At 49.1% G+C, this 22,469-nt stretch carries 16 protein-coding genes; 10 read left to right on the top strand and 6 right to left on the bottom strand.

Annotated features, from left to right (window positions below; all coding sequences use genetic code 11):
• Positions 1–57 precede the first annotated feature (57 nt).
• A complete protein-coding gene (locus AC4BAP_RS07100) occupies positions 58–2,364 on the top strand; it encodes a response regulator (protein ID WP_490581926.1) in 2,307 nt (768 codons plus the stop codon).
• Positions 2,365–2,424: 60 nt separating this feature from the next.
• On the opposite strand, the gene ffh is transcribed toward AC4BAP_RS07100, so the two are convergent.
• Positions 2,425–3,759 carry a signal recognition particle protein gene (gene ffh, locus AC4BAP_RS07095; protein WP_490581925.1) on the bottom strand — a complete coding sequence of 445 codons (1,335 nt, stop codon included), beginning with the start codon at positions 3,757–3,759 and terminating at the stop codon, positions 2,425–2,427.
• 847 nt (positions 3,760–4,606) lie between these two features.
• Between ffh and AC4BAP_RS07090 the strand changes: the two genes are divergently transcribed.
• Entirely contained in the window at positions 4,607–5,932 is a 1,326-nt protein-coding gene (locus AC4BAP_RS07090) for a glycosyltransferase family 4 protein (protein ID WP_490581924.1), read from the top strand.
• 226 nt (positions 5,933–6,158) lie between these two features.
• On the opposite strand, the gene AC4BAP_RS07085 is transcribed toward AC4BAP_RS07090, so the two are convergent.
• From AC4BAP_RS07085 to AC4BAP_RS07075, 3 genes are all read right to left on the bottom strand, one after another.
• A complete protein-coding gene (locus tag AC4BAP_RS07085) occupies positions 6,159–7,109 on the bottom strand; it encodes an NmrA/HSCARG family protein (RefSeq protein ID WP_490581923.1) in 951 nt (316 codons plus the stop codon).
• Positions 7,110–7,320: 211 nt separating this feature from the next.
• Entirely contained in the window at positions 7,321–7,851 is a 531-nt protein-coding gene (locus AC4BAP_RS07080; RefSeq protein ID WP_490581922.1) for a hypothetical protein, read from the bottom strand.
• 117 nt (positions 7,852–7,968) lie between these two features.
• Complete coding sequence (locus tag AC4BAP_RS07075) at positions 7,969–9,066, bottom strand: glycosyltransferase family 61 protein (RefSeq protein ID WP_490581921.1); 1,098 nt, start codon at positions 9,064–9,066, stop codon at positions 7,969–7,971.
• A gap of 784 nt (positions 9,067–9,850) precedes the next feature.
• Between AC4BAP_RS07075 and pseB the strand changes: the two genes are divergently transcribed.
• The 8 genes from pseB (at position 9,851) to AC4BAP_RS07035 (ending at position 20,194) form a co-directional block, all read left to right on the top strand.
• A complete protein-coding gene (pseB, locus tag AC4BAP_RS07070) occupies positions 9,851–10,870 on the top strand; it encodes a UDP-N-acetylglucosamine 4,6-dehydratase (inverting) (protein ID WP_490581920.1) in 1,020 nt (339 codons plus the stop codon).
• A gap of 200 nt (positions 10,871–11,070) precedes the next feature.
• On the top strand, positions 11,071–12,276 hold the full coding sequence (pseC, locus tag AC4BAP_RS07065; protein WP_490581919.1) for a UDP-4-amino-4,6-dideoxy-N-acetyl-beta-L-altrosamine transaminase: 1,206 nt from the start codon (positions 11,071–11,073) through the stop codon (positions 12,274–12,276).
• Positions 12,276–12,968: a pseudaminic acid cytidylyltransferase gene (pseF, locus tag AC4BAP_RS07060; protein WP_490581918.1), complete on the top strand. Its 693-nt coding sequence runs from the start codon at positions 12,276–12,278 to the stop codon at positions 12,966–12,968. The genes pseC and pseF overlap by 1 nt, the downstream gene beginning before the upstream one ends.
• On the top strand, positions 12,961–14,448 hold the full coding sequence (gene pseG / locus AC4BAP_RS07055) for a UDP-2,4-diacetamido-2,4,6-trideoxy-beta-L-altropyranose hydrolase (protein WP_490581917.1): 1,488 nt from the start codon (positions 12,961–12,963) through the stop codon (positions 14,446–14,448). The genes pseF and pseG overlap by 8 nt, the downstream gene beginning before the upstream one ends.
• Before the next feature lie 17 nt (positions 14,449–14,465).
• Positions 14,466–15,509: a pseudaminic acid synthase gene (gene pseI / locus AC4BAP_RS07050; RefSeq protein WP_490581916.1), complete on the top strand. Its 1,044-nt coding sequence runs from the start codon at positions 14,466–14,468 to the stop codon at positions 15,507–15,509.
• A gap of 3 nt (positions 15,510–15,512) precedes the next feature.
• Positions 15,513–16,799, top strand: a complete 1,287-nt coding sequence (locus AC4BAP_RS07045; protein WP_490581915.1) for a hypothetical protein — start codon at positions 15,513–15,515, stop codon at positions 16,797–16,799.
• A gap of 257 nt (positions 16,800–17,056) precedes the next feature.
• The gene (locus tag AC4BAP_RS07040) at positions 17,057–18,442 is read left to right on the top strand and encodes a polysaccharide deacetylase family protein (RefSeq protein WP_490581914.1); all 1,386 of its coding nucleotides are present in this window, start codon (positions 17,057–17,059) and stop codon (positions 18,440–18,442) included.
• 261 nt (positions 18,443–18,703) lie between these two features.
• Positions 18,704–20,194 carry a lipopolysaccharide biosynthesis protein gene (locus tag AC4BAP_RS07035; RefSeq protein WP_490581913.1) on the top strand — a complete coding sequence of 497 codons (1,491 nt, stop codon included), beginning with the start codon at positions 18,704–18,706 and terminating at the stop codon, positions 20,192–20,194.
• Here the strand turns inward: AC4BAP_RS07035 and AC4BAP_RS07030 are convergent.
• Together AC4BAP_RS07030 and AC4BAP_RS07025 are read right to left on the bottom strand one after the other, a co-directional pair.
• Positions 20,189–21,229 carry a Gfo/Idh/MocA family protein gene (locus AC4BAP_RS07030; protein WP_490581912.1) on the bottom strand — a complete coding sequence of 347 codons (1,041 nt, stop codon included), beginning with the start codon at positions 21,227–21,229 and terminating at the stop codon, positions 20,189–20,191. The two genes, AC4BAP_RS07035 and AC4BAP_RS07030, sit on opposite strands and share 6 nt — an antisense overlap.
• Entirely contained in the window at positions 21,222–22,358 is a 1,137-nt protein-coding gene (locus tag AC4BAP_RS07025) for a DegT/DnrJ/EryC1/StrS family aminotransferase (protein WP_490581911.1), read from the bottom strand. Before AC4BAP_RS07025 ends, AC4BAP_RS07030 begins: the two co-directional genes overlap by 8 nt.
• Positions 22,359–22,469: the final 111 nt, after the last annotated feature.

The following is a 22,469-nucleotide window of genomic DNA, read 5'->3' as shown; positions in this document are numbered from 1 at the left end:
GCAGGCGTATACAGGTTTATACTTTCAAGCATTACACGCATACTACCAACTATAAAGATGGCTACCGAACAGCTCCGGTTACTTGTTATCGATGATGATGAAGTAGACCAAATGGCTATCAGGCGTTCTGTGGGTAAAACAAACCTGAACGCGACTATTGTTACGGCTTTCTCGGCCGGTGAGGGTATTAAATTGCTCGCCGACGAGAAATTTGACTGTATCCTGGTCGACTTCAGGTTACCTGACATGGATGGCCTTGAAGTGATGGAAAGGATCAGTCACATGGGTATTTCCACGCCTGTACTGATCGTTACCTCCCACGGCGACGAACGTATTGCCGCGCAAGCCATACGCATTGGTGCTGCCGATTATCTTCCGAAAAGCCTTCTAAGCCCCGAGGGTATCTCGCACAGTGTGCGCAATGCCATCAGGCTGAAACAGGCAGAGCTTCAGAAGCTGCAAACCGAGGAAAGGCTTCGCACCAGCCAGTCGCAGCTGGAGTTCCTGGTATCCAACACACCAACCGCTTTCTGGAACACAGACAGCAGCGGTAACTTTATGTATGCCAACGGCCTGGGTTTTGAGATCATCGGAATTAAGCCAGCCGCTATACTTGGTAAAAGCCTTTATGAGGTGTTCAAGGATTTTCCAAGAATCATTGACCGTTTCAACCGGACTCTAAAAGGCGAAGTAGTGCAGTCTGTGGATGAAACGAACGGACATTTCTTCAAATCGCATTATGTGCCTGTGTTTGACGAAGACGGGAATATTGCCGGTGTTACCGGGTTTGCGATCGACATTACTGAAAGAATAAAGAACGAGCGTGAGCTTATCCAGGCAAAAGACCTGGCAGAGAACTCGGTGCGCGTAAAGGAACAGTTCCTGGCCAATATCAGCCACGAGATCAGAACACCGATGAACGGTATCATCGGCCTTGCCAATGTATTGCGCAAGACCCGCCTCGACCAGGAGCAGCAGAAGTACCTGTCCGCTATCCGTAAGTCTGCAGACAACCTGATGCAAATCATCAACGACCTGCTGGACTTCTCTAAAATATCCGCCAGCCAGTTTACCTTTGAGGAGCTTGAGTTTGACCTTCCGGAGCTTGTGCAGGACATTGTGGACCTGATGGATAACAAGGCCAGGGAACGCAATAACCAACTGACAACAGCCATCAGCCCTGGCGTACCAACCATTATTGCCGGTGACCCGCTCAGGCTAAGGCAGGTTATACTTAACCTCATTGGCAACGCCATTAAGTTTACCGAAAATGGTACTGTACACCTAATGGTAAACCTGCTTGAAGACAGGAAGGAGGAAGTGGTGTTGGAGTTTACTGTAGAGGACAGCGGCATTGGCATCCCCTCCGAGAAACTACATACCGTATTCGAGAGCTTTAACCAGGGTAGCAACGACACTACCCGCAAGTTTGGAGGCACAGGCCTGGGGCTAACCATCTCCAAAAACATTGTGGAGATGCAGGGAGGCACAATTGCCGTGCGCAGCCAGCCAAACGTTGGCAGCTCGTTTACTTTTACCATCCCGTTCAAAAAAGTAACAGCAGAGCCGGAAGACCTGGTGCCAACCCCTGAAGAGGAAGAAGAAGACACGTTCCTGAACCGCTTGTCGGGGTTGCAGGTGCTGCTGGTTGAAGACAATGAAATTAACCAGCTGCTTACGCGCACCGTGCTTACCAACTGGGGCGCCGTAACAGACACTGCCAACAATGGACTGGAGGCTTTGGAAAAGGCTTTTGCACGACCTTACGATCTGATCCTGATGGACATGCAGATGCCGGAAATGGACGGATATGAAGCTATTGAGACAATACGGCTATCGAACACAGACAATACAACTGTACCGATTATTGCCCTCACGGCCCACACGTCAGAGGATGAGATCAGGAAGAGCCTGGCTATTGGGGCAAACGCCTACATCTCCAAACCATTTGATCCTGATGACCTGTTCAGGGCCATTGTGAAGCTCATACACAAGGAAGGAAAGTATAAAGGTGTAAGCGTTAACTTCAAAGCCCTGAAGGGTATGGCAGGTAATAATGCCCTTTTCCTGCAGGAGGTACTTAAAATGTATATCGACAGCACGCCTTCTGCCCTTGAAAAACTTCACCAGCTCATTGAAACGGAAAACCTTTCAGAAGCCAGAACAGCTTTATCTGAGTTATATGACAGTATCTCCGTGCTTTCGGCCAAGCCACTTCAATTTACTTTTGAACGCATGGCAAGCGCCCTCCAGGAAAACGATGTCTTGCTGCTAAAGCATTATGCCCTGCAAGCCATAGCCGAGTGTGCTGAACTAGTGGAGCTATTGCAACAGGAATACGCTAATACACAGTTGGCAGAATAAAAGAGAGGGGCCACACTTTTAAAGTATGGCCCCTCTCTTTTATTCTAAAAAGCTACTTGCTTAGCGCTTCATCATATTAGCCAGGTTGCCCAGTCCGCCACGCTTGCCGGCCATCTTGTTCATCGAGCGCATCATTTTACGCATGTCGTTAAACTGCTTCATCAGGTTGTTTACCTGCGTGATATCCGTTCCGCTACCCTTCGCAATACGGGCACGGCGGCTGCCGCTGATCATATCCGGGTTTTCACGTTCCTCTGGTGTCATCGATTTAATGATCGCCTCGATTGGTTTGAAAGCGTTCTCGTCAATTTCAACATCTTTCAGGGCCTTGCCAACACCAGGTATCATACCTACCAGGTCTTTGATATCACCCATTTTCTTGATTTGCTCCAGCTGCGTCAGGAAGTCGTCGAAGTTGAACTGGTTCTTGCGGATCTTCTTGTTGATGCGCTTCGCCTCTTCCTCATCAAAAGCCTGCTGGGCACGCTCCACAAGTGAGATCACGTCACCCATGCCCAAGATACGCTGTGCCATACGGTCTGGGTAGAACAGGTCCAGCGCCTCCATTTTCTCACCGGTAGAGATAAACTTGATCGGCTTCTCTACAACCGCACGGATAGAAAGGGCCGCACCACCACGCGAGTCACCGTCGAGCTTGGTAAGCACAACGCCATCGAAGTTGATACGGTCGTTGAACGTCTTGGCCGTGTTCACCGCATCCTGACCCGTCATGGAGTCAACTACGAACAGTGTTTCTGTTGGCTTGATGGCCGCTTTGATCTCGGCTATCTCTTTCATCATCGCCTCGTCAACGGCCAAACGACCGGCGGTATCGATGATAACTACTTTCTTATTTGTCTTCTTGGCGTGCTCAATAGCGTTCAAGGCAATCTGAACCGGATTTTTATTCTCCATTTCAGCGTAAGCCTCTACTCCTACCTGCTCGGCAAGTACTTTAAGCTGGTTAATCGCAGCAGGACGGTACACGTCGCAGGCAGCTACCATTACCTGGCGGCCTTGCTTTTTAATATGGTTAGCCAGCTTGCCAGTAAAGGTTGTTTTACCAGAACCCTGCAGACCCGCGATCAGGATAACAGCCGGATCACCTTTCAGGTTGATGTCCTGCTTCTCACCACCCATCAGGGCAGTAAGCTCCTCATGCACGATCTTCACCATCAACTGCCCCGGCGACACGGCGATCAATACATCGCGACCCATGGCCTCTTCTTTGATCTTGTCGGTTACAGTTTTAGCTACTTTATAGTTTACGTCGGCGTCTACCAGTGCACGGCGCACCTCTTTAATGGTCTGCGCAACGTTGATCTCGGTTATACTTCCCTGACCTTTAAGCGTTTTAAACGCGCGGTCGAGTTTGTTACTTAAATTATCAAACATCTCTTTTTCTGGATTTACCTACAAAAATAAGGATTATACTGATGATTTACGAATAGGATTCGTGGTTTTTGCTATTGGAATAACGGTAGCGGCAAAAGTATAATTCCCATACTTATACTTATACTTATACTTATACTTATACTTATACTTATACTGATCTAACTAGCGAGTGTTAATCCTCAGTCATACATACCTACAGTTTCACCTCAGGCTTTGGTGCGCTCAAGGCCGCGTGGCCTCGCCTTTTCGCATCGCGCTGTGTTCCCTCCTGCGCTTGCGCGCTGCCACTAACGTGGCACCGGATCTCACAAGGCACTCAACGCAAAGGCTGGGAAGGACACTTCTTGGCTGGCGACCTCAGAAACTGGAAGCAAAATATAAAACAGTAGTATCCAAATTCCCCTCCTTGGTCAAGGAGGGGCAGGGGTGGTTTGACCCGGTATAGCAGAAGTCCCCCTCTTGTTTTGGGGAAAGGGGCCCTCGACAAAAGGATGGGCCGGGGGAAGTAAATCCCCTCTTGAGAGGGGCAGGGGTGTGTCAATCGTTTACAGAAGCTCTACTTGAAAGCAAAATGCCATAGCCATGTGCACATTACGACGCTCCACTGTTTGAGCGTTCAGCGAGTTTGGAGCGTCTTGACTTTTTTGCCTACTTTTTTTGTCAAGAAAAAAAGTAGGGCCTAGCCGGCGAGGCGAAAAGCTGGCTACGATATGCATACTCCTCTAATGAACAATTAACAATCAATAATTAGCAATCATCAACCAACAACCATCAACCAAATCAACCCCATACGCTGCATACCGTAAGAATATACCTATATTTGGGACAAACGAAAGCCTGAATAGCTTTGAAGAAAACCGACTTACTTTACATCTCCTATTACTGGCCACCATCCGGGGGGCCGGGTGTGCAGCGTGGCCTGAAGTTTTGCAAATACCTGCCCCAGTTTGGGGTTCAGCCTACCGTACTTACCGTTGACGAAAAACAGGCCTCCTACCCCCTGCTGGACAAAACGTTTGAGAACGAGGTGCCCGAAGGTCTGGAAGTATACCGCACTGCAACCACAGAGCCTTTCGAGTATTACAAGAAGCTATCGGGTAAAAAAGAAATCCCATACAGCGGTTTTGCCAACCAGAAATCCAAGGATACACTGCTGGACAAAGTATTTAAATTTGTACGCGGCAACCTGTTCATACCCGATGCCCGGGTAGGCTGGAACAAGCATGCTATTGCCAAAGCTGAGGAATTATTGCAGTCTGGCAAGTATAAAGTTATACTTACCACCAGTCCGCCACACTCTACCCAGCTAATTGGCTTGAAGCTAAAGCAAAAGTATAACCTGCCCTGGATAGCCGACCTGCGCGACCCCTGGACCAACATCCACTACTACGACCAACTCTACCACACAACCCTAGCCAAGCGCCTCGACGAAAAGTATGAGCGGCAGGTGCTGGAACAGGCCGATGCCATACTTGTTACCAGCGAAGACACCAAGCGCCTGTTCCTGAATAAGCCAGCAAGTATAGACCCTGATAAAATTCATGTGATCCCGAACGGGTACGATGAAGATGATTTCGTTTTTGAGTCCAAACCGCCGAAAGATACGTTTCTGATTACTTATACCGGCACCATTACCGAGAACTACAACATCGATGTTTTCCTGAAAGTGATAGCGCATTTGCTGTCTACGCATAGCGAGATAAACTATAAACTGCGCTTTGTGGGCAAGGTATCGGATGGAGTGAAGAAGCGCATCGGGAAAGCCGGTGTGCTGGGCATTACAGAATTTATACCTTACGTACCGCACCAAGAGGCGATCAAGTACCTGATGGAGAGCACGATGCTGCTGCTGTCTATTGCGGAGGCTGACGCCGAACACGCCAATGTGCCTGGCAAGCTGTTCGAGTACCTGGCAGCCAACAAGCCTATTGTAGCCTTGGGACCTGTACACTCTGCCATGGACCATATCATTGACGAGTGCGGAGCTGGCCGGTTGTTCCACTACACCGCTTACGACCTGATGCTGGACCACATGAACCTGATGAGCAAGGCATGGAAGATCAACCCGAACCTGGACCTGCCATTGATCAACCACAGCCGTTTTTCAAGAAAAGCGCTAACAGAGGAGTTGGTAAATGTGATTGAAAAGCTGGTACAGCCTGTTAAAGGTTAATCTGACTTCATTTATACCGCCAGTTTGAGCGAAGCGGTAACTGGTGGTTGTGTATGATGCCAGTTTGTAACTGGCGTACCTGTAATTTATATACTTACGCCAGTTACAAACTGGCATATTTACAGTCACAAGTTACGCTAACGCTAAACTTGCGACATGTACCTTAATTTCAGATATTTATGATTTACCACAAGAGGAATACGGAACTAGCCCAACTGCTTAGCTATCACCCAACCGGTATTTTACCCGCGTTTTCCTTTAGCCATGCATCAAAGGATTTGAGTTCGGGGTTCAGTTCTTTTGAGCGCTTTACGTCGCGTATGCTGTTGCATACATCGTCGAAGTCGCGGTAGAACTGGAACATGTTGCCCAGGTCGTCTGCTCCCGGAAAGCCAAAGTTTCTGAAAGTCTCCGGCGATACGTTGTTGTAGTGCACCACCTTGCCCAGCGCCTTGGAGAACTTTTCGGCCATCTCCTGCCCTGTAAGCTGCTCTCCTGCCACTCCTACCGTCTCTCCTATCATTTCTTCTCCACGCTTAAAAATACCGTAGGCGCACTTCCCGATGTCTTCGCTGGCAATGCCTGCCATTTTTTTATTGTCCAGCGGGAGGGTAATGTATAGTTTGCCGTCCTCCCCTTTTTTAGGCCCCATCCCGAAATGAATAAAATTATCCCAGTAAAACGAGGCTCTTAAAAAGGTGGTGGGCACGTTCAGATCTTTAAAGAAATGATCTGCTTCGCCTTTGGCATCGAAGTGGGGCACTTTATACTTGCCTTGCAGGGTGGGCATGCGGTCATCATCCAGCCGTACCCATTGGCGAGTGTCCTCCAGCGTAGACCAGATCACGTGTTTCAGGCCGGCATCTTTGGCTGCCTCGGCCATACTTTTCGCTTCGGCATACTCTCTCTCCGGCGACATGTGCGCCCAGAAAAACGTAACGAAGTAAGCACCATAGGCACCTTGCAGCGCGCGTTTCATACTTTCCTTATCGTCTATGTCGGCGGCTACTACCTCTGCGCCCAATTTTTGCAGCTCTTTGGCTTTTTCAGAATCGGGGTTTCTGGTAACGGCTCGCACTGCAAACTCACTGTTTGGGTCGTTTAGAATGGCACGGGCAACGCCGCCTCCCTGGGCACCGGTTGCGCCAAACACGGTAATAATCTTTTTCTGGGCCATATCGCTTTAAGGTTACGCTGTGTATAAAACGGAAACATTAAAGCATTACGTAAGACGATCTAAATGAAAGGCCTTTCAGGAAATAATGGAGGAATAATTTAGTACTGAGGTTCTAGATATTAGTGAACTATGGGATTTGAGGGAGGTAGTGAGGGTAACGGGCTTGGCTTTGCCGTGGCGTAGCTACGGTAATGGTTGTGTTGTGGTATTGTTATTTTTCAACAGGTTTTCCTAAATCAATCAATTGAATGGGTGTTTCTATTTTATAAAGCTTACCGTTTAATGACAGCCTATAATGTCCGATTATAGTATCCATTTTGTCAAAATATGATTTCCGCTCTTTTTCATAGTTTTTCCAAAACTTCTTCTGTTTCCTTTTACAAGCTAAGTCTAAAGCACCGCAATCAAAATGTACCATAGGTATTCCAAAATAGTATTCATAGATTGGAATAGTACCTAAGTCAATTTCCCTGTCTTTAGGGAGGTTAATTATCCTAATATTGTTATGGCTCAAAAAGAATATTTTTAATGTATCGTTGATTTGCTGTTTATCAGCTACTACTTCAAATTGACCATTTAAATCTGTTTGAGTCATACTGGTAGAGTCGAAGCCTACGTAAACCCCACCTATAGGAGCAAAATACTGCCCATGAACAATCTTACCTTTTAGTTTATACTCTTGGGCATAGCCTTCACTAAAGGCAATGATGACCAAACTTAAAACCAGCAGTATTCTAATCATTCTATAGTTTTAATGCACCACAACTACCGGGAAAGCGTAAACATACGGTTATGAGTACTATGTGCGAAGTTATTAATGCTGTTTCTATACCAGCAAATTATAGTTAAATATACGATTTCATTTATCAAAATAACCTAGCCACCTCTCTACCTCCTGCACATCCACAATATAATTTTCCAGCCTATCGCCAGCACTACCCATAACCGCATCATACTCAAACCCAAGGCCTTTGCACAATAGAAAATAATGCGTTTTGATGAGGTTGGCCGGATGCAGCTCTAATACCTTGCACTGCTCCGAGAAAAGTACATTGGTTAAACCGGCACCATGTGGGGCAACAACCGCTTCGGTATCGAAAAATAGCTGTACCTGCTGTTGGTAAGTCATTTCCTCGGGGCGAACTACTTCAAAACCATACTTGGCAAGTATAGGCAATAGCTCTGCTTCGTTTAGCACACGGCGGGTTTTGGCCCTGGCCCTGCTGATGTAAATACGCTTTTTCGGATTACCCTGAACAATGCCATAGCCCTGCCAGATCTTTTCGCACAACCAGTTATTAACCGGCTGAGGCAGGTAACCGCTCTGTGGGTTAGACATAAACGATGGAAGTATAAACTCATCCAAGTGCCACTTCTTATGCTTGCCTATAAAAACCACCTCTGCCTGCGGGTAAGCGGAAAGTATAAACTGGAGTGTTTGCAGCTGGTATGGCGGCAGATCTGGGCGTGTGATCACCTTGAAATTCTCCTGCACCGTGTTTAAAAGGAAGTATAAACGCGGCAGGCAGTCGAAAAACCAGTGGTAATTGTTATTCTCGGCCCAGGGCAGGTGCAGCACCGACGTGTAAAGTCCTTTTTTATACTTTGGCAGCAGCAAGGCTGGTGTCTTAAAAGCCGGAGACTTCGCCAGCCGGCTCACATCAAACACCGACTCTACCACAACTTTACCCTCTTGTGCAACCGCCCCTGAATTACCTAAAAACACAACATCGCGCAGGTGCACCAGGTACTGCGCCTTGGTTCGGTAGCCCAGGCTGTAATCTATGCTATAGTTAAAGCTCTCCGCCGACTGCTCCAGAAACTCCCGCTCTTTTTCATCGAACTGCAATACCAGGCTCGGCGCCATCACCTGCTTGCCAGGGTGGTGCAGCACCGAAGTATACCGAAAGTAATAGCCAGCCCCATGTAGCAGCTTAAAAAGCAAGTTCTTTAGCATCTCTGTAAGCAAGAATAGCCGGAAAGATAGGGGTTTTTGAGTTAAAAAGTTAAAGAGTTTGGATGAGTGGATGAGTGATTGTTGATTGTTGATTGTTAAATGGTTTAATTGTAATGAGCATACCGCCAGTTTGAGCGCAGCGGTAACTGGTGGTTAAGTATGATGCCAGTTTGTAACTGGCTTATTGGGTAAGCAGAAAGTATAGTTGTTAAAAATTTCCCTATCGCTCAGTTTCAAAGGTGATACTACATTGCAACAGAATAGAAGTACACAGGCTCAAATATTCCAACAAATTCAAACCTTCTGATTCCCTTCCTCGGAATAGGATCGTTTCTTTCTAGCAAATTACAGGATTATGGCGCGAGCGTCCTCGCTCGTGTCGGGCTATAGCTGGGCCTCCGGCCCAGTTGGATTGCAAATTACGAGTGGTCGGAAGAAGAGCCTAAGTAACTTAATGTAGATAGTTGTTTATCTTTTAGACTCACATTGATCATCTTAAAAGAGTACTCATTCTAAATTAGGTCAACTTACGAACACTCCTAATTGCAAATCCAACTGTATAAAAAGTCACGGATCACAGATCCGCGCCAGCAAAATAAAGAACTTAACGGCCCTGCTCCTTGAGGGGTTAGGGGTGGGTTTACACTTGCAATCACATCTCAGATTACTTCCCACATTCACCGATCAACAATTTAACAATCCAACAATTAAACAATATAATATTTAACTTGCAGCAGAATGGGTGACGAATGCGCACCTATGGTATAAAGCATAAAATTTCGGAATGGCATTAGACCTTAACAACAAGGCTATATTGGTTACGGGCGGTACGGGCTCGTTTGGTAAAAAGTTTGTGGAGATGGTATACCAGCGTTTCCCGAACGTGAAGCGACTGGTAATTTACTCACGCGACGAACTGAAGCAGTTTGAGATGTCGCAGACGTTTCCGCACAGCAAGTATAACTCTATCCGTTATTTTATCGGCGATGTGCGCGATGCCGAGCGTTTTAAGCGTGCCTGCGAGGGAATCGACATCATTATACACGCTGCTGCCATGAAGCAAGTGCCGGCTGCCGAATATAACCCGATGGAGTGCATCAAAACCAACGTATTGGGTGCCGAAAACATCATCAATGCTGCCCTTGACTGTGGTGTGAAGGATGTGGTGGCGCTGTCTACGGACAAGGCTGCTGCCCCGATAAACCTGTACGGCGCTACCAAACTTTGCTCTGATAAGCTGTTTGTGGCGGCCAACAACATGCGCGGCAAGCGCGATATTAAGTTCTCGGTGGTGCGTTACGGCAACGTGATTGGCTCAAGAGGTTCTGTGGTGCCATTCTTCCTTAAAAAGCGCGAAGAAGGCGTATTACCGATTACTCACCCCGACATGACACGCTTCAACATTTCCCTAGAGGAGGGCGTGGAACTGGTTTTCCATGCGCTGGAGCATCATTGGGGTGGTGAGATCTTCGTGCCGAAGATTCCTTCTTACCGCATTACCGACGTGGCAGAGGCCATCGGTCCAAACTGCGAGCAGCAGATTGTGGGTATCCGTCCGGGTGAGAAACTGCACGAGGAGATGATCACCGAAACCGACTCGTTAAATACAGTAGAGCTGGACAAGTACTACGTTATACTTCCGTCTACGCCAATCTGGAGCACCGACGAGTTCTTAAAAGCCCACAACGGCAAAATGACCGAGCTAGGCTTCAAGTATAACTCCGGCACCAACACCGAGTGGCTAACGGTTGACCAATTACGCGACCAGATTCGCCAGCACGTAGATAAACACTTTGGTGTTTAAATTTTGAATGAGTGAATATGTGAATTTTGTTATTAGTTGTTCGTTACTCGTTGATCGTTAAGTGAAAGTACAAGTAGTATAATATTCAACTTCTACATTTGCTGTTGCAGCAATTTATAATTCACTCATTCACTCAATCACTCATGCAAAATTGGCACCACTCATAACTCTTAACTTTTAACTCTTAACTAAAAACGCTTGTGTCAGAAGCTAAGCATAAAGAACAGCAAAATCGCCCCATCCCCTACGGACGCCAGCACATCACCGACGAAGACATTGCCGCGGTGGTGGAGACGCTTCAGTCGGATTTCCTGACGCAGGGGCCGAAGGTGGCCGAGTTTGAGAAGGCCTTTGCCAAGTACGTGGGTGCCAAGTATGCCGTGGCCTGCTCCAACGGCACGGCGGCGCTGCACCTGTGCACCATGGCGCTGGGCGTTAATGAGGAGTCGAGGGTGATCACCACGCCCATCACGTTCGTGGCCTCGGCCAACTGCGTGCGCTACTGCGGCGGCACCGTGGAATTCGCCGACATCGACCCTGCCACTGCCCTGCTGGATATAGAGAAAGTACGCCAGATGCTCGAGAGCAAGCCCAGGGGCTACTACTCCGGCATCATACCAGTGGACTTTGCCGGTAATCCGGTTAATTTGGAGGAGTTCAGGGAATTGGCCGATGAGCACGGGCTTTGGATAATAGAGGACGCCTGCCACGCGCCGGGCGGCTATTTTATAGATAGCAAGGGCGAGAAGCAGCTTTGCGGCAACGGCAATTACGCCGACCTGGCCATCTTCTCCTTCCACCCCGTCAAGCACATCGCCACCGGCGAGGGCGGCATGGTGACCACCAACGACGAGAAACTATACCAGGAACTGCTGAAGCTGCGCACACACGGCATTACCCGCGACCCGGAGTTGATGCACGAGAACCACGGCGGCTGGTACATGGAGATGCAGGAGCTTGGCTACAACTACCGCATCCCGGACATGCTATGCGCCCTGGGCATCTCGCAGCTGAAGCGCGCCGAGGCAGGCCTGGCCCGCCGCAGAGGCATCGCCAAAGTATACGACAAGGCTTTCGAAAACCACGCAGGTATAAAAGTGCTGGGCACCAGCCCCGAAGCCTTTAACGCAGACGACGAAACCGGCCACGCTTATCACCTGTACGTGATTGAAGTAGCAGACCGCAAGGGCCTGTACGATTACCTGCGCCAGCACAATATCTTTGCACAGGTGCATTACATCCCGGCGCATACTATGCCCTACTACCGCAACCTGGGCTACAAAAAAGGCGACTACCCTGCGGCTGAGGGCTACTATGCCGGCTGCCTGAGCCTGCCAATGTACCCAACCCTTACGCAGGAGGAGCAGGAGTTCGTGATCGAGAAAGTAAAGGAGTTTGTGGGCTAGTGAAGTCAGTCGCCATCATACCGGCCCGAGGGGGCAGCAAGCGCATTCCACGCAAAAACATAAAACCCTTCCTGGGTAAACCCATTATTGCCTATACCATTGAGGCTGCAATAAACTCCGGCCTATTTACCGAGGTGATGGTGTCCACGGATGATGCCGAGATCGCTGAGGTGAGCCGTGCGTATGGGGCCAGTGTTCCGTTCTTCAGGTCGGAGGACAACGCCGGGGATTTTGCCACCACGGCTGCGGTTATCCAAGAGGTGCTGGCCATGTATGAGCAGCAGGGTAAATCATTTGACCTTGGCTGCTGCCTGTACCCAACGGCCCCTTTCGTAAGCCCTGAAACACTGCGGGAATCACAGAGCCTGTTACTCGAAAAGGAATACGACACGGTTTTTCCGGTGGTAAAGTATAGCTACCCCATCTGGAGGAGCCTGAAAGTGGAAGAGGGCAAGGCAAGCATGATCTGGCCCGAGAACCTCACCAAACGCTCACAGGACCTGCCACTTGCATTCCACGATGCCGGACAGTTTTACTGGTTCAGGGTAGAGAGCTTTAAGCAGAATCAAAGCCTGTTCACAGACAACTCCGGGGCATACGAGCTTGACGAGCTTTACGTACAGGACATCGACAGCCTTACCGACTGGAAACTTGCCGAGCTAAAGTATAAATTATTGCATCACCTTGACTAAGCAAACCGCACATACAGCACGCCAGCGCATCGTCTTCCGGGCCGACGGCAACAGCCGTATCGGGCTTGGGCACGTGGTCCGCTCGCTTGCTCTGGCCCAGATGCTGCGCCAGCAATACGAATGCGTGTTTGCCATACAGGCACCCAGCCCAGAGCTGCAGGAGCAGATACGGCAGGTTTGCGACGGGGTGATCGTGCTGCCAGCCTGCGGTCCAGACGAGGAAAGATTCGCCCATGAACTGGAGGCCTATATCGCAGAGGACGTGATCGTGGTGCTAGACGGATACAACTTCAAGACTGAATACCAGCAAAACATTAAACGCAGGGGCAGCCAGTTGCTTTATATCGACGACCTGCAGGCCTTCCCCATCGCAGCCGACGTGGTACTGAACCAGGCCGGTGGCGTGGATGCCGCAAAGTATGAGACCGCGCCTTACACCAAACTGCTATTGGGCCCAAAGTATGCATTGCTTCGCCCTCCGTTTATAAAAGCCGCAAGGGCCAAAAGGGAGTTTCCGGCAAGTGGCCTGCACCTCTTCCTGAACCTTGGGGGCGCTGACCCAGACAACCATACCTTGCGAATCGCTAAAGAGCTGGAGAAGTTCGTTGTGATAGACAAGGTGGAGATTGTTGTTGGCAGTGCTTACAAGCATACCCAGGCACTGGAGCATTGGATGGCTGGCAAGAAGAAGTATAAACTGCACCAGAACCTGGATGCAGAGGCGCTGAGCAAGCTCATGAAAAACTGCGCCGTGGCCGTCACTTCCGCCAGTGGGGTGTCTTACGAGTATGCCTCCGTAGGTGGCCTGCCGTTCGTACTGCAAACCGCCGATAACCAGGCCGGGCTTTATACTTTTCTTACCCAAAACGGAGTGGCATATAAGTATGAGCAGCTGGTAGAGGTGTTGCAATCTGATGTTAGCGGCAGCTTCAAGGCAATGGTAAAGGCCCAGCGTATTTACTTCGATGGCAAGTCCGGGGAAAGGCTGCGGCAGGCGTTTGAAAGTATGGCCCTGGCGGCAAGCATAAGCATGCGTGAAGCAACCCCCGACGACCTGATGCTGCTATTCGACTGGGCAAACGACCCGGATGTAAGAAAACAGTCCTTCAACCAAAACCCCATCCTGTTGCAAAGCCATACCCGCTGGCTGCATACAAAGCTGGAAGATGAGCAGGCAAAGCTGTATATTGCAGAGAGCAACGGGGTTCCGGCTGCGCATATCCGCTTCGAGATAGAGGACGGAAAGGCCATCATCAGTTACCTGATAGGTGCCGGGTTCAGGGGCAAGGGACTGGGACACATTATCCTGCAGCGCGGGGTAGCAAAGCTGCTACGGCAGAAACCTACGGTTAGACTCATTGAGGGATTGGTGCAGCGGGAAAACATCGCCTCTGTCCGGGCATTTGAGAAGGCTGGCTTCAGCCTGGACACACCGGCCCCGAAATTCCCGCAGGCTTACCGCTTTGTGCTGGCTGTTTAAAACTTTAGAGAGAAACCATGATCAAAGATATCAATATCGCGGGCCGACTGGTTGGCCCCACGCATAAACCGTTTATCATCGCAGAGATGTCGGGCAACCACAACCACTCGCTGGAGCGTGCCCTGGCCATCGTGGATGCCGCCGCCGACGCGGGTGCCGACGCCATCAAGCTGCAGACCTATACTGCCGATACCATGACCCTGCCCGGCGCTTTCACCATCGAGGATGAGAACTCACTGTGGAAGGGCCGTGAGCTGTACGACCTCTACAAGGAGGCCTATACCCCATGGGAGTGGCACAAGCCGATATTCGAGAGAGCAAAGGAAAGGGGCCTGATCGCCTTCTCCTCCCCTTTCGATGAAACCGCCGTGGATTTTCTGGAGAAACTGGATGCACCGGTGTATAAGATCGCCTCTTTTGAGAACACCGACCACCCGCTGCTGCGCAAGGTAGCCGCAACAGGCAAGCCCGTGATCATGAGCACAGGTGCCGCAACTTTAACCGAACTGGACGAGGCCGTGCGCGTGCTGCGCGAGGCCGGTTGTGAGCAGTTTATACTTTTGAAGTGCACCAGCACCTACCCTTCTACACCGGAGAACACCAACCTGGCCACCATCCCGCACATGCGCGAGCTGTTCGGCGTGCAGGTGGGCCTCTCGGACCACACCATGGGCGTGGGTGCTGCCGTGGCCGCGGTGGCCTTGGGCGCAACAGTTATCGAGAAGCACTTTACCCTTTTAAGGGCCGATGGCGGCGTTGACTCGGCCTTCTCGCTGGAGCCGCAGGAGCTGAAGTCCCTGGTCGTGGAGTCGGAAAGGGCGTGGCAGGCATTGGGGCATGTGCAGTACGGGGTGCAGCGGGCCGAGGAAAAGAGCCGCCTGTTCAAGCGCTCCGTGTACGCTGCCAAAGACATCGCCGCAGGTGAGCCGTTCACCAAAGAGAACATCCGCGTCATACGTCCGGGCCTTGGCCTTGCGCCGAAGCATTACGAGGAGATTCTGGGCATACCTGCCTCCAAAAGTATAAAGGCCGGCACGCCATTAAGCTGGGACATGATATAAGCTATGGGCAAATGGTACGCCATCTATAGCAACATCCTTCACCTGCACTTCTCGGAAGGCTTCCTTAAGCTACCTGAAAGTGCCAAAGCCGCCGTGTCCCCCGCTACGCCTGGTAAGCGCCTGCTCAGAATGGTGGTTTATACGTTGGTGCGCCTCGTGGGCAACCTGTTCAAGCAGGTAGAGCAGCCGGACAAACTTAAAGGCAAAGTATGGCTGTATGTGGTAAGCCAGAACAATTACGATAGCCTGCACTTCCTGAAAGAGGGTTTACCTGATACCGTTTTCGTAGCCGGCCAGAGCAAAAACATTGGCAAGTATAAGCATGCGGTAAACCGTATTTCGCTGCGTCGTAAAATTCTGTATTACTATAAATTCCTGCCGGTCTATTTTGAGTTTCTGAAATATAAAAAAGCCAGTACCAAGCGTTTTACAGATATACTTTACGATGCCATTGGCTTTTATGAAGTATACCGCAGCAAGCTACAAAAGTATAAACCGGCCGCCATCGTTTTTGCCAACGACCACAACGCCGATGCCCGTGCCATGCTGCTGGCTGCAAAAAGCTTAGGCATTAAAACCGCTTACATCCAACATGCCAGCGTAAGCTCTATTTTTCCGCCACTGGAGTATGACCTGAGCCTGCTAGAGGGACAGGATGCGCTGGACAAGTATAAATTGTGTGGTCCGATTACAGGTCGTGTTGAGCTGGTGGGCATGCCCAAAGCCGATGCCTTTGTGCCTTTCCGAAACCACAACCAACGTATACAACGGATTGGCATAGGCTGTAACCTGATGGATGCCACAGAAGAGGTAGTACACACGGTTGGTCAGCTGGCACAGGATTTCCCGGAGGTAGCATTTATACTTCGTCCCCACCCGCGCGAAACACGCGACTTTAAGGCATTACTTCCAGCTTTGCCCAACATCACCTTTTCGGATAGCCGCCAAGAACCTACTTTCGAGTTTCTGAAAAGTATAGACGCTCTGCTCAGCGGTAACTCCGGCATTCATCTAGAGGCCGTGTTGCTTAATGTTTGGTCTATCTACTTCAACATGAACCGCAACCAGCAGCTGCACGATTACTATGGCTTTATTGACAAGGGACTGGTAGAAGAGGCTGTTACGTTTGATGATCTGCACCAATTGATTCGTCAGCATCTCCACAGTAAGCCAGAAGTATACTTGCGTGCCAAATACTTTAACGCAACTGTTGGGACCGTGTATGATGGAAAAAGCGGTGAGCTGGCATTGAAGTTGATCAAAGCGTTTATCTTCAACGAGAAGCCTTAAAAAAAAACCGGATTCTAAATTGGTTTGCTTCACATTTTAAGATTGGAAAGAAGCCTAAGTGGTGATATTCTCCTTTTCAATTTCACATTACGCACTAATTCAAAATTTTTAAGGCCAAACTAAAATCTATTTGACAATTAGCTCGTTATCTCTCCGGTTGTTGCAAAAATGTACCAGCCGATCTAACACTTTTATTTACTTATAAGCAGCCATTCCCTAACTTAATGCAAGGGTTTGCTCGAAGTCATTAAATAGCTTTGTACCAGTTAAATTACATCCTCAGGCATTTTCACCTTCTTCACCCGAAGGCAACGGAATTACCCATCCATTATAGTACCCAGGAAGACCTTATTCATAAGAGCCGCGTGAGCATTCGTAAGTATGATGGCGGTTTCTTTGAGCAGAAGCGCCCCAGGCCACAACAAGTGGTGTGGCGCGAGTGGAAAGGAGAGAAAATTCCATTCTTCTTTGATGCCGATAACGAGCTGGAACTTATCACGTACCACGCCGATGGAACGGCAAGTATAAACTACGACATCATAGCCTCTGCCTTTTATCTGCTTAGCGGATGGCAGGAGTATTATGGCCCGGAGCGCGACAAATTCAGGCGCTATACTTACAAGGCCAGCGTGCAGGCAAAGTATGGCTTTATCACAAAACCTGTCGTTAATTATTACTTTGATATCCTGAAAGAGGTGTTGGAGAAAGTATACAACACCGACCTGAGCCAAAAGCTTTGGGGACAGCACAGGTTTGCCACCTGCCTTACCAGCGACATAGACAGGCTGCACAGCGCATGGCGTGTGGCAGGTAAACAGGCTTTTAAGGAAACTGACTTTAAAACAGTGGCTGCTTTGCTGGCAAAGAAAGCAGTGGGAAAAGATGCCTGGAATAACCTGGCAGAGGTTAGAGCCTTTGCCGAAAAGTATGGGGCAAAAGCAACACTGTTTTTCTTGCCAAGCGACCAATACTACAACGGTTACCCAAACGCTGACTACGACATTACCAAGCCAAAATACCAAAAGCAGATCAAAGCACTGGCAGAAACGGAACATGAGGTTGCCCTGCATGGCAGCTTTGGCACTTCTAACGACCTGGTACAGCTTAAGGCCGACCAGCGGAAAATACCGGTTCAGGTAAAAGGCAATCGTTTTCACTACTTATGCTACCAACCCGAAAATACAGAGCAGGTGCTGCAGCAAAGCAGGCTGGAGTATGATTCTAGCCTCGGTTTTTCAGAGCACTTCGGCTTCCGGAACTCGTTCTGCCACCCATTTTACCCTTTCGACTTCAGCACCAGAAAAGCAGCCAGCTTTTTAGAGTTGCCACTTATACTCATGGACACCACCCTCTATAGTATAAATTACCTGGGCTTGAAATCTGATAAGGCTTTTGAGGCGGTGGTCCCGGTAATAGATGAAGTGGTTAAATTTAGTGGTTTGTTTACTTTACTCTGGCACAACGAGAATTTCTCTGCTTACTCCGAGTACCCGGTGGCTAAAGGCGCTCCTACCTGGCGCCAAGTGCTGGAACAGATCATGGCAAAGTTGCAATCAGAAGGCTCAACCTTCTTAACCTGCTCGGAAGCAGCTGACACCGTAAAAGCCATTGAAAGTTTGGGCAAGGAAAGTATGAATATATAGTGCCTAATCAACTTGTATCCATTTTTATTTTCAGGTTCTGACCGTGAATATGTAAATCATCCCCCTGCCCCCTTCAAAGGGGGACTTTATCAGCAATCGTATTTCAATAAAAATTACTCGTGCAGAATGTCCCCCTTTGAAGGGGGCAGGGGGATGACAAGTACAATTCCAATCTCAATTCGAAAACAAAGTACACTTTACAAATGCCTTTACCCCATAAAACTCTAAACTTTTTACTTATTTGCGGTTTCAACTTAGCCAATGAGTAAAACATTACAGCGCGAAGGCATCTGGAACACGGTTATCTCCTATGCCGGCATTCTAATAGGGTATGTCAACACCATACTTCTTTTCCCTAATTTCCTGGAAGAAGAGCAGGTGGGTCTTACGCGTTTACTCATTTCAATTTCGATGATGTTTGCCCAGTTCTCGGCCCTTGGGTTTGTGAACATGAGCGTGCGCTATTTCCCTTATTTCCGGAATAAAGAGCAAAAGCACCACGGCTTTCTGTTTCTGCTGTTGGCTGTGCCCATGGTGGGCTTTGCTGTGGTTTCTGGGCTGTTTGTGTTGTTCAAGCCGCTGGTAATGGACTACTACGACGGCGAGGGCTCCAGGCTGCTGATCGACTACTATTACTACATCATCCCGCTGTCGCTGTTCACGCTGCTATTTAACCTGTTCACAGCCTACCTGCGATCCCTTTTCAAGACCATTATTTCTTCGTTTGTACAGGAGTTTCTGCTAAGGGTGCTTACTACGCTGCTTATCTCGGTCTATGCTTTTGGCTGGGTAGATTTTCATGAGTTTGTGCAGTTGTACATCGGCGTTAACTCCGTGATTGCAGTGGTGCTGATTGCTTATACTTTTTGGCTGAAGCAATTATTTATACTTCCGGACTGGTCAGGATTGAAGCTGATACCGCTGCGTGAGATGCTATACTATGGCTTTTTCACCTTCCTGGGCAATATCTCTGTAACAATCATCACCACCGTAGACCAGGTTATGATCGGCTCTTACAGCCTTAGCGACAACGGTATTTATACTACGGCTTTCTTCATGACCAGCGTGATCATGGCGCCGGCAAGGTCCATTTTCAAGATCGCTTTCCCGCAGGTGGCTGAGTACTGGAAAGAGCAGAACATGGTGAAGATGGAGCAGCTTTATAAGCAGATCACCATCATCAACATGATCGTGGGTTTGCTGTTGTTCGTTGGCATCTGGGCCAATATCGATAACCTCTACTCTTTTATGCCTGAGACCTATAGTGCCGGCAAGTATGTGGTGCTATTCCTTTCCATGGCGCGTATCGTGGATCTTGCCACCGGCATCAACGGCATCATCCTGGCTACCTCAGAAAAGTATAGATGGGACCTGCTGTTTAACGTGGTGCTGGCCGGACTCACCATCTGGACGAACTATATCTTTATTCCGCTGTATGGCATTGAGGGCGCCGCACTGGCCTCCATGATCTCGTATGTGGTGATAAACCTGACCCGTCTTTTCTTCGTGCAGTGGGCATATAAAATTCAGCCGTTTGCATGGAGCTCTGTAACGATAACCGTGATCGCCGGTGTGGCTTTGGCAGTTTCCTACCTGTTACCATACCTGGGCAATGTGTTTCTGGATATTATCGTGCGCTCTCTGCTGATAACAGCAATATACGGTGGCCTGACAGTTGGCCTGAAAGTATATCCTGCTATGAATGACTGGCTACGGAAGATCGTGTACAGCACAACTGGCTGGAAACTATAGTTTAATGCCTGCTTTCTTTAAAGCATACATACGCTCGATCATCTCAACTACTTTCAGTCCGTCGTGGGCGTTGGTGGTAGCCGTTGATTCATTTCGCAGCGTGCTGATCACGTTCTCAAAAATATACTGGTGGTTGGCGGCGCTGCCGGTATAATGCCCGTAGTTATTGGCCGGTTGGCAAGGCTGTAACGCTGGTAAAGTATAATTTCGGATGTCGCAGTATTCCACGCTGTTCATGTATTGCCCTCCCACTTTTATACTTCCGTTTTCGGCAATGATGGTGATGCTGCTCTCTAGGTTCTGGGAGTGAACTGAAGTGGTGTAGTTGAAGGTGCAGAAGCCGCCTTGCTCAAACTCAAACTGCAGGTAGCCGCTGTCCTCAAACTCGGTTAAGCCTGCGTGGTTATTATTCCGGAATAGCCCTTTAATGTTGGAGATATCGCCAAAAAGCCAATACAGCATGTCCACGAAATGGCTGAACTGGGTGAAAAGCGTACCACCATCCTGAGCAGTGGTTCCGCGCCAGCCACCTGGCAAATAGTAACGTTCATCGCGGTTCCAGAAACAGTTCACCTGCACATGGTAAAGTTCTCCCAACACGCCACTCTCTACCACTTGCTTTAACCACACCGCCGGCGGACTATACCTGTTCTGCATCACACAGAAAATATGGCGGTCAGTGGCATTTGCGGCAGTAATCATTTCTTGGCAATGCGCTGTTTTAAGGGCCATTGGCTTTTCGCAAACCACATGCAAACCTGCCGCAAGCGCCTGCACCGTATGCGGATGGTGCATGTAATTGGGCGTGCACACGCATAGCACATCTGTCCGTATTCCTGAAAGTATAAAAGCCTTCAGGCTCTCAAACCGGGTAATGCCCTCAAAGTCCTGTTCTGTTAAAAATCCCTCCCGGTTATCGATTAGGGCAACCAGTTCCGCTTCCGGGTTATCGGAAATTAGCTGGGCATGGCGCCGGCCAATGTGCCCCACCCCGATCACGGCGAACCGTACAGCTATATCAGTAACTTTACGCATGACGCTTCACAAAATCCAGCACATGCTGGCATATATAAGAAAGCTGGTCTTCTTTCAGTTCGGAGTGCATGGGAAGCGACAAAACACTTTTACTCAATAGCTCCGACACCGGAAAATCACCTGCTTTATAGCCCAGGTAAGTATATGCCTCCTGCAGGTGCAGTGGCTCGGGGTAATATACCATACTTGGTATAAAGTTATCACGAAGGTGATCTTTTAAACCATCCCGTAGTTCCGGGGCAACGGTTATGGTATACTGGTGATAGACATGCGAACTGTACGGTGCGCGATGAGGCGCCTGAACGGCAGCAGTCTCGGCAAAGGCGTTATCGTAGAAACGAGCAATTTCCTGGCGGGCAACATTGTACTCGTCCACATACTTGATCTTCACATCAAGCATAGCCGCCTGCAAAGTATCCAGACGCGAGTTTACCCCAACTGTAGAGAACTTATACTTTTCAGACTGTCCGTGGTTGGCAATTTTTCGGATCTCCTCTGCCAGTTTATCATCATTCGTGAAAACCGCACCGCCATCCCCCATGCCACCAAGCGGTTTGGAAGGGAAAAATGAGGTAGTGCCTATATGACCGATCGTACCAAGCTTTACTTCATGCTCATCGGGTTTCACGTACACCGCACCCAGCGACTGGGCATTGTCCTCGATCACATATAAGTCATGCTCGTGTGCCAGCTCCATGATCTCCTGCATAGCAGCCCCCTGTCCAAACAAATGCACCGGAATAATGGCGGAAGTCTTTTCCGATATTACTTTTCTTACTGAGTTTGGGTCTATGGTGAAGGTATCTGCCAGCACATCAGCAAACACAGGTTTCAGGCCAAGTAAAGCCACCACCTCAGCCCCCGACACATAATTAAAAGAAGGCACGACAACCTCAGCCCCCGGAGGCAGTTGCAGTGCCATCAGCGCTATCTGCAGGGCATCGGTGCCATTGGCGCACGGGATAGCATGGCGCACCTGCAGGTACTGCTCCAGGCTGCGGGCAAAATTATTTACCTGTGGCCCGTTAATAAACTCCATACTTTCCATCACGGCCCCGAATGCGGCGTCAAGCTCTGGCTTTAGCTTCGCATACTGGGCTTTCAGGTCTACCATTTTTATATCTTCCATGCTGCAGGTTACTGATGTGCGCTTTAACAAAGATAAGTAAAGCTTTTATTTCTGCCTTAAAACCAGCATACAAAGTCAAAAGCATTCCTCAGAAACCATAGCCCATGCCCT

The sequence above is a fragment of the Pontibacter sp. GD7 genome (genome assembly GCF_058216375.1).
The sequence above is the reverse complement of the archived record's forward strand: the minus strand, read 5'-3'. Positions and strand labels throughout refer to the sequence as shown.